This is a genomic window from Citrobacter sp. CK191 (genome assembly GCF_030333435.1).
GTDB lineage: Bacteria > Pseudomonadota > Gammaproteobacteria > Enterobacterales > Enterobacteriaceae > Citrobacter_B > Citrobacter_B koseri.
The window spans coordinates 116,695-126,456 of the sequence record NZ_JAOWFX010000032.1; the positions used below are offsets into that span (position 1 = coordinate 116,695).

10 protein-coding genes and 1 pseudogene are annotated in these 9,762 nt (G+C 50.3%); 4 read left to right on the top strand and 7 right to left on the bottom strand.

The window, feature by feature from the left end; all coding sequences use genetic code 11:
* Window positions 1-21: 21 nt before the first annotated feature.
* Window positions 22-531, bottom strand: coding sequence for a Der GTPase-activating protein YihI (gene yihI, locus OGV82_RS17255; protein WP_012133944.1), 510 nt, complete (start codon window positions 529-531; stop codon window positions 22-24).
* A 178-nt stretch (window positions 532-709) separates the two neighbouring features.
* Window positions 710-934, bottom strand: a pseudogene (locus tag OGV82_RS17260) (hypothetical protein).
* Window positions 935-1,175: 241 nt separating this feature from the next.
* Here OGV82_RS17260 and yihA point away from each other — a divergent pair.
* Window positions 1,176-1,808: a ribosome biogenesis GTP-binding protein YihA/YsxC gene (yihA, locus tag OGV82_RS17265; protein WP_024130677.1), complete on the top strand. Its 633-nt coding sequence runs from the start codon at window positions 1,176-1,178 to the stop codon at window positions 1,806-1,808.
* Window positions 1,809-2,095: 287 nt separating this feature from the next.
* Here the strand turns inward: yihA and spfP are convergent, their stop codons facing one another.
* Window positions 2,096-2,143, bottom strand: coding sequence for a small protein SpfP (gene spfP, locus OGV82_RS23020; RefSeq protein ID WP_071892919.1), 48 nt, complete (start codon window positions 2,141-2,143; stop codon window positions 2,096-2,098).
* A 166-nt stretch (window positions 2,144-2,309) separates the two neighbouring features.
* A complete protein-coding gene (polA, locus tag OGV82_RS17270) occupies window positions 2,310-5,096 on the bottom strand; it encodes a DNA polymerase I (RefSeq protein ID WP_047459925.1) in 2,787 nt (928 codons plus the stop codon).
* A 363-nt stretch (window positions 5,097-5,459) separates the two neighbouring features.
* Between polA and yihG the strand changes: the two genes are divergently transcribed.
* The gene (gene yihG / locus OGV82_RS17275) at window positions 5,460-6,395 is read left to right on the top strand and encodes a 1-acylglycerol-3-phosphate O-acyltransferase, YihG family (protein WP_047459928.1); all 936 of its coding nucleotides are present in this window, start codon (window positions 5,460-5,462) and stop codon (window positions 6,393-6,395) included.
* 12 nt (window positions 6,396-6,407) lie between these two features.
* Here the strand turns inward: yihG and dsbA are convergent, their stop codons facing one another.
* From dsbA to OGV82_RS17290, 3 genes are all read right to left on the bottom strand, one after another.
* Window positions 6,408-7,031 carry a thiol:disulfide interchange protein DsbA gene (dsbA, locus tag OGV82_RS17280; RefSeq protein WP_012133950.1) on the bottom strand — a complete coding sequence of 208 codons (624 nt, stop codon included), beginning with the start codon at window positions 7,029-7,031 and terminating at the stop codon, window positions 6,408-6,410.
* A 26-nt stretch (window positions 7,032-7,057) separates the two neighbouring features.
* Entirely contained in the window at window positions 7,058-8,044 is a 987-nt protein-coding gene (locus OGV82_RS17285) for a serine/threonine protein kinase (protein ID WP_047459932.1), read from the bottom strand.
* Between the two features lie 76 nt (window positions 8,045-8,120).
* Window positions 8,121-8,390: a YihD family protein gene (locus OGV82_RS17290; protein ID WP_012133952.1), complete on the bottom strand. Its 270-nt coding sequence runs from the start codon at window positions 8,388-8,390 to the stop codon at window positions 8,121-8,123.
* A 68-nt stretch (window positions 8,391-8,458) separates the two neighbouring features.
* On the opposite strand from OGV82_RS17290, the gene mobA reads away from it, so the two are divergent.
* Entirely contained in the window at window positions 8,459-9,043 is a 585-nt protein-coding gene (mobA, locus tag OGV82_RS17295; protein ID WP_047459935.1) for a molybdenum cofactor guanylyltransferase MobA, read from the top strand.
* The gene (gene mobB, locus OGV82_RS17300; RefSeq protein WP_080750341.1) at window positions 9,040-9,543 is read left to right on the top strand and encodes a molybdopterin-guanine dinucleotide biosynthesis protein MobB; all 504 of its coding nucleotides are present in this window, start codon (window positions 9,040-9,042) and stop codon (window positions 9,541-9,543) included. The genes mobA and mobB overlap by 4 nt, the downstream gene beginning before the upstream one ends.
* Window positions 9,544-9,762: the final 219 nt, after the last annotated feature.

A 9,762-nucleotide genomic window follows, 5' to 3' on the forward strand; every position in this document is an offset into this window, starting at 1 on the left:
AAGGCCCACGGTGTAAACCCGTTAGTTGCCGCCCCGGAGCAGGCGCATCATATCTTCCTGCTTTTCGTCCTCTTCCTCTTCTTCATCGTCATCATAAGAGAGGCCCAACTTCTGCATCAGCTCATCAATACGATCCAGTTTGGCATCTACCCAGGTTTGGTCTTCCGCACTCAGGGTTTCGCCTGCTTCCAGACGTTCCAGCAGCGCATCCAGGCGCTCATCCGTTTCCAGTAAATCCAACTCAGCCTGCGGTGAAAGCATAGGTTTCTCACTCTTCGGTTTGTGCTGTTTGGTGACTTTTTCGGTCACACCCAGGGGAATGGGGGTTTTACTGCCAATTCGTGGATCTTTCTGCTTGTTCTGGTTTTTACCGCCTGAAGCCGCGTTGTCACCTGTCGCACGGCTCCCCGCCGCATGACCACGGTGTTTTTTCTGACGCTTACGGTCGCGCGCTTCCTGATTCAGCTCTTCGCGTGTTTTACGACGCGCTTTTGCGGGACCTTTACCGCGTGGTGTAGAAGTTGATTTCATAGTGATTCGTCTTTGGCTGTTTTAGTCAGTATATACTCTAAATAATTCGAGTTGCAGGAAGTCAACGCACATGCAACCTGAAGTATGACGAGTTTCATTTGCCGCGGAATCTAGCAGAAACCCTATAAAGAAAAAAGGCGACAGAGTAATCTGTCGCCTTTTTTGCTGTCTAACAACCCTAACGGGTTCTACGATCCCTGTTGGCTACCAACACGCCCTGTTTTTCCCTTAGCCTGAAACATTCCGTGTTGTTTCCATTTCCTTTTACTAACGTCTCCGAACGTTTGTCTTCCTGACAAATCCTGCGTCTTCGCCTCCTGGCGCTCCTGACCCTCATCCTGAGTCGTAATCCTGACAGCTTCCTCGCTATGGATGCTACTTTACTCTTCTGGCATAAACGCACAAGTAATCGAAACGCGAATGTCCACTTTTCAGAATATTGCCTGAAACATAACATTATGATTTTATTATCTTATCTTAATTTTCGACCTGCGCTTACTCTGAAATTTCGCATAAGAACAATCGGCAATGTCTCACAAAGAGCATGGTTTTAGCTTACACACATCCCGCATGCTGAAAAATCCGTCTTTTGCCGCTGTTCAGGTATAATCGCTGCAAAGCTTTGACTGACGGAGACGACCGCTTTGACTAATTTGAATTATCAACAGACGCACTTTGTGATGAGTGCGCCTGATATTCGCCATTTACCTTCCGATACCGGAATCGAAGTGGCTTTTGCTGGCCGTTCCAATGCAGGCAAATCCAGCGCGCTGAACACGCTTACGAATCAGAAGAGTCTGGCGCGTACATCCAAAACACCGGGCCGTACTCAGCTCATCAACCTGTTTGAGGTGGTTGAAGGCAAACGTCTGGTTGACCTGCCCGGCTATGGCTATGCAGAAGTCCCGGAAGAGATGAAGCGTAAGTGGCAACGCGCGCTGGGCGAATATCTGGAAAAACGTCAGAGCCTGCAAGGCCTGGTGGTATTGATGGATATCCGTCACCCGTTAAAAGATCTCGACCAGCAGATGATCCAGTGGGCCGTAGAGAGCAACATTCAGGTTCTGGTTTTACTCACCAAAGCGGACAAACTGGCCAGCGGCGCACGTAAAGCGCAGTTGAATATGGTGCGTGAAGCGGTACTGGCCTTTAACGGCGATGTGCAGGTAGAAACGTTTTCTTCCCTGAAGAAGCAAGGCGTGGATAAATTACGTCAGAAACTGGATAGCTGGTTTAACGATCTGGCTCCCGTGGAAGAGACGCAGGACGGGGAATAACCCACCGATATGCCGGATGGCGCCGCTGCGCGTCTTATCCGGCCTACAGTTCTTTATTCTTGCTCTAAGGCGGCAACACAGCAAATCCCCAGGAGCTTACATAAGTAAGTGACTGGGGTGAGCGACAAATCTGTCTGGAACAGATTTGAACGCCGCGAAGCGGCGGCCCGTAAGGGTGAGGCTCATGGATGAGCCGAATAATTCGAAGCCAACGCGTATGCAGCTTGAAGTATGACGAGCAAAATAAAAAACGCCCCAGTCATTACTGACTGGGGCGGCTAAAATATTCAGCCAAATCCGATTACGTGAAGTAAAAGGTCTGAAAGATAGAACATCTTACCTCTGTACCCTACGCGAATAACTTTACTCTTTTTTGAGCAGCTCAGAAAGCACTTTTTGTAATTTTTTTTCATTCTTTACATAGGGAATTCTAATGATCATCACAAAACGTTCTATCTTATGTTGCTTAGTTACGAAAAAAGCGCGTTATTCAGTAAAGCCTTAGTGCGCCTGATCCCAGTTTTCGCCGCTACCCACTTCCACCAGCAACGGCACATCAATACGCGTGCAGTTTTCCATCAGTTGATGGATCTTTTTCGATACCACGTCGAGATCATCTTTATGCACTTCGAACACCAGTTCATCGTGTACCTGCATGATCATACGCACGCGCGGCTGTTCATCTTGCAGCCATTTATCGACGGCAATCATAGCGCGCTTGATGATGTCTGCTGCCGTCCCCTGCATCGGAGCGTTGATGGCGGCACGTTCCGCACCGGCACGACGCGCAGCATTGCTGGATTTAATATCCGGCAAGTAGAGACGACGCCCTTCCAGCGTTTCAACATAACCTCGCTCTTTTGCCTGAGCGCGCGTGCGTTCCATATATTCCAGTACGCCAGGGTAGCGTTCGAAGTAGAGATCCATGTACTTCTGCGCCTCTTTGCGCGGAATATTGAGCTGACGCGCCAGACCGAATGCGCTCATGCCGTAGATCAGACCAAAGTTAATCGCTTTGGCGCTGCGGCGCTGTTCAGCCGTAACGCTCTCCAGCGGCAGTCCAAACACTTCAGCAGCCGTCGCCCGGTGGATATCTTTTCCTTCGGCAAAGGCGGTTAACAGACCTTTATCGCGGGAAAGGTGCGCCATAATACGCAGTTCAATCTGCGAATAGTCCGCTGATGCGATGACGTAATCTTGCGGAGCGATAAACGCCTGACGAATACGGCGCCCTTCCTCGTTACGTACCGGAATATTTTGCAGGTTAGGATCGGTAGACGATAAACGCCCCGTCGCGGTCACCGCCTGATGATAAGAGGTATGCACTCGCCCGGTTTTCGGGTTGATCATCAGCGGGAGTTTATCGGTGTAGGTCGATTTCAGCTTCGCCAGCCCGCGATATTCCAGAATCACCTTCGGCAGCGGATAGTCCAGCGCCAGCTCTTCCAGCACCTCTTCCGAGGTGGACGGCGCACCGCCCGGCGTTTTCTTCAGTGGCTTAATACCCTGTTTTTCAAACAGAATAGTTTGCAACTGTTTGGTAGAAGAGAGGTTAAATTCTTCTCCGGCGATCTCATGCGCCTTCTTCTCCAGCTCCGCCAGACGCAGCGTGATCTCCTCTGAATGCTTGTGCAGCACGGCAGGGTCGATTTTTACACCGTTACGCTCTACGCGGGAAAGCACCGGCACCAGCGGCATTTCGATATTCTCGAAGACATTCAGCGGCCCTTTGTACTGCTGTAGCTCTGGCCACATTTTCAAATGCAGCTGTAACGTAACGTCCGCATCTTCTGCGGCATAACGTCCGGCCTCTTCCAGGGCAATCTGGTTAAAGGTCAGCTGATTTTTGCCTTTACCGGCAATCTCTTCAAAAGTGATGGTCTTATGCTTCAACCAGCGTTCGGACAGGCTGTCCATATCATGGCGGCCAGCAACGCTGTTCAGGATGTAGGATTCGAGCATAGTGTCAAAAGCAATACCGCGCAGCTCAATGCCGTAGTTCTGCAATACGCCGCGATCGTACTTCAGGTTTTGCCCAACCTTACGCGCCTTCCCATCTTCCAGCAGCGGCTTCAACAGTTCCAGCGCTCGCTCGCGGGAAATCTGATCGGGCGCATCCAGGTAGTCATGCGCCACAGGAACGTAGGCCGCCACGCCCGGTTCAATAGCAAAAGAGAGACCGACCAGATTCGCCGCATGGTTATCCAGGCTGTCCGTTTCGGTATCAAATGCAAAAACGGGCGCCTTTTTCAGCGTCTCAATCCAGCTTTCCAGCGTCGCTTCATCCAGGATGGTGACGTAGTTATCGTAAGAAAGCGCGGTCGCAGGCACGTCTGGCGTTTCATCAATAACAATGGTTTCCTGCGGTTTTGCTGCGGGCTTCGCACCTTTCGCCTGTAGCCATTTACCCGCTTCCACATCGGTGGTCCAGCGCTTAAATTCATATTTCTTAAACAGGCCAAGCAACTCTTCAGCCGCTGGCTGTTGTACTTCAAGCTGATCGCAGCTTAGCTCCAGTTCGACATCCGTTTTGATGGTAGCCAGTTGATAAGAGAGGTAAGCCACCTCTTTATTCTGCTCAAGCTTCCCGGCCATGGTTTTCGCGCCACGGAAGGTTAAGCCCGCAATTTTATCTGATTCGGCATACAGGGTATCCAGCCCGCCTAACCCCTGAAGGAGCGCCTGAGCGGTTTTTTCACCCACGCCCGGCACGCCAGGAATGTTATCGGAAGAGTCGCCCATCAGCGCCAGGAAATCGATGATCAATTCGGGTGGAACACCGTACTTGTTCACGACTTCATCCGGGCCCAGAATCGTATTGGTCATGGTATTAATCAGCGTGATATTTGGCGTCACCAGCTGGGCCATATCTTTGTCGCCAGTGCTGATCAGCACCGGACGGCCCACCTTCTCGGCTTCACGCGCCAGCGTACCGATAACGTCGTCCGCTTCCACACCCGAAACGGCCAGCAGCGGCAGGCCCATCGCTTTTACCATCGCATGCAGCGGTTCAATCTGCGCACGCAGGTCATCAGGCATCGGCGGGCGATGCGATTTGTAATGTTCAAATAACTCATCACGGAAGGTTTTACCCTTGGCATCAAATACCACTGCGGCATGCGTCGGCTGATACTGCATAATCAGGCTGCGCAGCATGTTGAGAACACCGTACATCGCCCCTGTAGGCTCCCCTGCGCTGTTCGTCAGAGGAGGAAAGGCGTGATACGCGCGATAGAGATAAGATGAGCCATCTACAAGGATAAGTGGGTTTTCTGGGATCTGAACCATAATGTCCGTGCCTGTTTATCAGATTATGGGTAAAGGATGCCACAGACAGGATGAAAACATGAGTTTTTCGCCGCATTTGTCGAAAAAGTTTTGTAGATCTTCTGGATCGCTCGCAAAGCGAGCTGTGGATAACTTTGTGCATAAATTATTACATTTCATTTAATTTCATCCTGATGATTTAATTTTCATTAAACTTACTCATATTTTTCAATATGTTAATTAAATCACCAGAACTTTATCCCATTATTCAGCGTCATCTCAGTGTGTGGATAGATATCAATATTTTTTCTGTTTCGCTAAGACCCGTCATTTGATGCGTTTTCTGATAAAATCAGCCCCTTGCGTCTCTTTCGCGCACTATTTATGGCTAACCCGTTGAATAATTTAATTATGACAAGAATACTCGCTGCGATAACGCTGTTGCTGAGTATCGTATTGACCATTTTGGTCACTATTTTTTGTTCTGTGCCGATCATCCTTGCCGGGATCGTGAAGCTCCTTTTGCCCATTCCTGTCGTCTGGCGCAAGGTATCCGTTTTTTGTAATTTCATGATGTACTGCTGGTGTGAAGGGTTGGCGCTGCTGCTGCATCTCAATCCGTGGCTTAAATGGGACGTGGAAGGGCTGGAAGGCCTGAACAAGAAAAACTGGTATCTGCTTATTTGTAACCATCACAGTTGGGCCGATATCGTGGTGCTTTGCGTTCTGTTCCGTAAGCACATTCCAATGAACAAATACTTTCTTAAGCAGCAGCTGGCCTGGGTGCCGTTTATCGGCCTGGCCTGCTGGGCGCTGGATATGCCGTTTATGAAACGCTACTCGCGCGCTTATTTGCTCCGTCATCCCGAACAACGCGGTAAAGATGTAGAAACAACCCGCCGTTCTTGCGAGAAATTTCGCGCGCATCCCACAACGATCGTAAATTTTGTCGAAGGTTCGCGTTTTACCGAAGAGAAACGTCGGCAAACTCGCTCGCCATATAAAAACCTTCTCCCACCAAAAGCGGCGGGGATCGCGATGGCGCTAAACGTCTTAGGGTCTCAGTTCGATAAGTTGCTCAACGTTACCCTCTGCTACCCGGAAAACGATCGGAAACCATTCTACGATATGTTGAGCGGTAAACTGACGCGCATCGTGGTACGTATCGATCTGGAGCCGATTAAAGAAGAGCTACACGGTGACTATGTGAATGACAAAGGATTCAAACGCCGTTTCCAGCTTTGGTTGAATGCACTCTGGAATGAAAAAGACGAACAGATAGAAAAGATTAAAGCGGAAAACAAAAACGCCGGTCAATGACCGGCGATTTTTTTATTTCTTTTCAACCAGATGTTTCACGGTATCGGCGTACTGTTGTACGAAGATATCCATGCTGCTGGTATCCATCCCTTGCGGGTTAACCTGATATTTGCCGTTTACAAACATCGCCGGTACACCCTGAAGCTGGAGATCAGCGGCCGCTTTTTCTTGCTGCGCAACCAGTGATTTCACCACGAAGCTGTTCCATGCCGCATCGTAGTCTTCACCTTTCACACCCGCATCAACGAATACTTTGCGAATATCGGCAGCAGACTGAACGGTCTGGTTTTTCTGTACTGCTTCAAACATCGGCGCAGTGATTTTATCTTCTACGCCCAGTGCCATCGCCACAGCCCATGCCTGCGTCAGGTCCTTACCCAATGGGCCCAGGAACTCAACGTGGTATTTGGTCATTTTGGTGCCTTCAGGCAGCTTTTTCTTCACGTTATCAGAAACGTGCAGCACTTCTTCAAACTGATAGCAGTGCGGGCAGTAGAAGGAGAAAAACTCCAGAACCTGAGGCTCGCCAGCAACGGGCTTATCCAGTGTGATGTATTGCTTACCATCACTGAACTGCGCTGCCGATGCGCTAAAAGCTAAAATCATACCAGCCAGCGCCAGCCAAATCTTTTTCATGATCAACTCTCTCCTGATGTGTCCGTTTAATACATTGGCGTTAATTGTAAAGGGGGTTCTTGCAGCACTTTTGCCTGCTCAAGAAATGTCGCAGTCTGCCGTTGCCAGTAATCTTCCCCGGTTAACCACGGGAAATTTTTAGGAAACGCAGGATCAGCCCAGCGACGCATCAGCCAGGCAAGATAATAAACCAAACGCATCGCGCGTAAAGGCTCAATAAGTTCTATTTCAGCGGTATCGAACTCGCTAACTTCTTCATAAGCCTCGATAATCGTTTCAAGCTGCATCCGCTGCTCGGCTTTATCGCCATTCAGCAGCATCCACAGATCCTGAACGGCAGGGCCATTGCGGGCATCATCTAAATCGACAAACAGCGGGCCATCGCGCCAGAGGATATTTCCGGCATGGCAATCCCCGTGTAAACGCAGCGTCTCAAAACGGGTATGCCAACGTTCGGTAACGGCGGCAATAAGAGTGTCCGTCGCGTTCAGGAAAGCCGCTTTTTGCCCTGCGGGAATCAGTGATGCGCCTTCGAAAAGTTTGCGAGGTTCAATGAGATACTCTTCCAGGCCCATTGTCGGCCGGAAGGCAAAAGGGTGTTTACGCCCGGTCTGATGCAGGCGACCCAGATAGCGCCCTACCGCTTCCATCTGATCGATATTATCCGCTTCGAACTGTCGCCCACCGACGCTTGGGAAAATCGCGTAGTGGAATCCCTGGTGGTTCAGTAGCGTCTGGCCATTGAGGACAAGCGGCGCCGCGACCGGCACCTCATCTTTTACCAGTTCCAGTGCAAACTGATGCTCTTCCCGTATTTGATCGGCAGACCAACGCTCAGGGCGATAAAACTTAACGACAAAGCGTCGACGGTCTTCGTCCTGAAACTGATAGACGCGGTTTTCATAGCTGTTGAGCGGGGTAAGACCGGAATCCACCCGGATTCCCTGTTCAAACAGCGCATCCATGATGGTATCCGGGTGTAATGTCTGGAAAGTAAAAGCGTTGTCGTTCATCCCATCATCCGGAAAATACTACGAATGATTCAGGATATCATTTTGTGGCGATTTCGGTGGCGCCGCTTACAAGGTTTTACTCTTTAATCACGCCGCGTGCGCGTAATAGCGCTGTTTTGAAATCTTCTTCATAATCTTTCTGAATGCCAGGAATCACCGCATCTTTTGCGGAGTCACGCATTTTCAGGTGATAGATCAGAATGTCGTCGGTTAAATCCGCCAGTTCGCCGTCAAAACCTGACTCTTTCGCCAGTTTCTGTAAAAATTGCAGCAGATTAAGATCGGGCTCTTTCTGCCAGGCTGGTTGCAGGAGTTCAATGACTTCATTCAGGCGTTTACATTTCATGGCTGTGCTCCTTAATTTGATGTAGATACGTTAGCAGGGTCAATCCCACAATAAAAGAGGCGATATCAGTGAATCTGGAGAGTGCAATAACGGGGGTTGTGCTGGCAGGCGGTAAGGCCAGGCGAATGGGGGGGGCTGATAAGGGTCTGCTTGAGCTGGATGGCAAACCACTCTGGAAGCATGTTGCTGATACGCTGGCGTCTCAGCTTGAAACCGTCGTGATTAACGCGAATCGCCATCAGGATATTTATCAACAAAGCGGCCTGAAAGTGATCCCCGATTCACTGGCCGATTTTCCGGGGCCTCTGGCGGGTATATTGTCTGTTTTACAGCAAGAGAAGGGAGACTGGTTTCTGTTCTGCCCTTGCGACACGCCTTACATTCCCCGCGATCTGGTTGCGCGTTTAAAAGCTCAGCGCAATAACGCGCCTGTCGTATGGGTTCACGACGGCGAGCGGGACCACCCGACAATTGCACTGGTTAATCGCTCCGTAGCACCTTTCTTACAGGAATATCTCCGGTCAGGTGAACGGCGGGTCATGGTCTTTATGCGCCAGGCCGGTGGTCATGCTGTTGATTTCAGTGATTTTAAGCAGGCATTTGTGAATGTGAATACGCCGGAAGAGCTCGCCAGATGGCAGGAGAAATCATGATCCCACTACTCGGCATAGCCGCATGGAGCGGCACCGGTAAGACTACGCTGCTCAAGAAATTGATTCCAGTGTTATGCGCCGGAGGGGTTCGCCCAGGATTAATTAAGCATACCCATCACAATATGGACGTAGATAAGCCCGGCAAAGACAGTTACGAGTTACGCAAGGCAGGCGCAGCACAAACGCTTGTCGCCAGTCAGCAACGTTGGGCGCTGATGACAGAAACACCGGAAGAACCTGAGCTGGATTTAACGTATCTGGTGAGTCGAATGGATGCTTCTAAGCTGGATATAGTGCTTGTTGAAGGTTTTAAGCACGAAGCGGTGGCGAAGATCTTATTATTCCGACAGGGGTGTGGGCATGAAGTGGAGGAGTTGACCATTGATGAACATGTGATCGCCGTCGCCAGCGACATTCCGCTTTCCCTGGATGTCCCGCTATTAGATATCAATGATATACCACAGATCGCTACATTTGTTTTGCGTTGGCTGGGACGATAGTACGCGGGCGGCACAGGTTTTTTGCAGGCGGGATAAGGCGCAGCGTCATCCGTCAGAACAGCGCATATATGCTGTGTGCAAAATACCCGGGATGTTTTTGTAGGCCGGATAAGCGCAGCGTCATCCGGCTGCCCCCGGGCGCATGAACGCAAAAAGGCCATCCCTCAGGATGGCCTCTTCACTTAATTAATGCCTGGCAGTTCCCTACTCTCGCATGGG

Bases quoted from the DNA above. Each gene is read 5' to 3' on its own strand.
- yihI (WP_012133944.1), bottom strand. From the start codon at position 531: ATGAAATCAACTTCTACACCACGCGGTAAAGGTCCCGCAAAAGCGCGT.
- polA (WP_047459925.1), bottom strand. From the start codon at position 5,096: ATGGTTCAGATCCCAGAAAACCCACTTATCCTTGTAGATGGCTCATCT.
- yihG (WP_047459928.1), top strand. From the start codon at position 5,460: ATGGCTAACCCGTTGAATAATTTAATTATGACAAGAATACTCGCTGCG.
- dsbA (WP_012133950.1), bottom strand. From the start codon at position 7,031: ATGAAAAAGATTTGGCTGGCGCTGGCTGGTATGATTTTAGCTTTTAGC.
- OGV82_RS17285 (WP_047459932.1), bottom strand. From the start codon at position 8,044: ATGAACGACAACGCTTTTACTTTCCAGACATTACACCCGGATACCATC.
- OGV82_RS17290 (WP_012133952.1), bottom strand. From the start codon at position 8,390: ATGAAATGTAAACGCCTGAATGAAGTCATTGAACTCCTGCAACCAGCC.
- mobB (WP_080750341.1), top strand. From the start codon at position 9,040: ATGATCCCACTACTCGGCATAGCCGCATGGAGCGGCACCGGTAAGACT.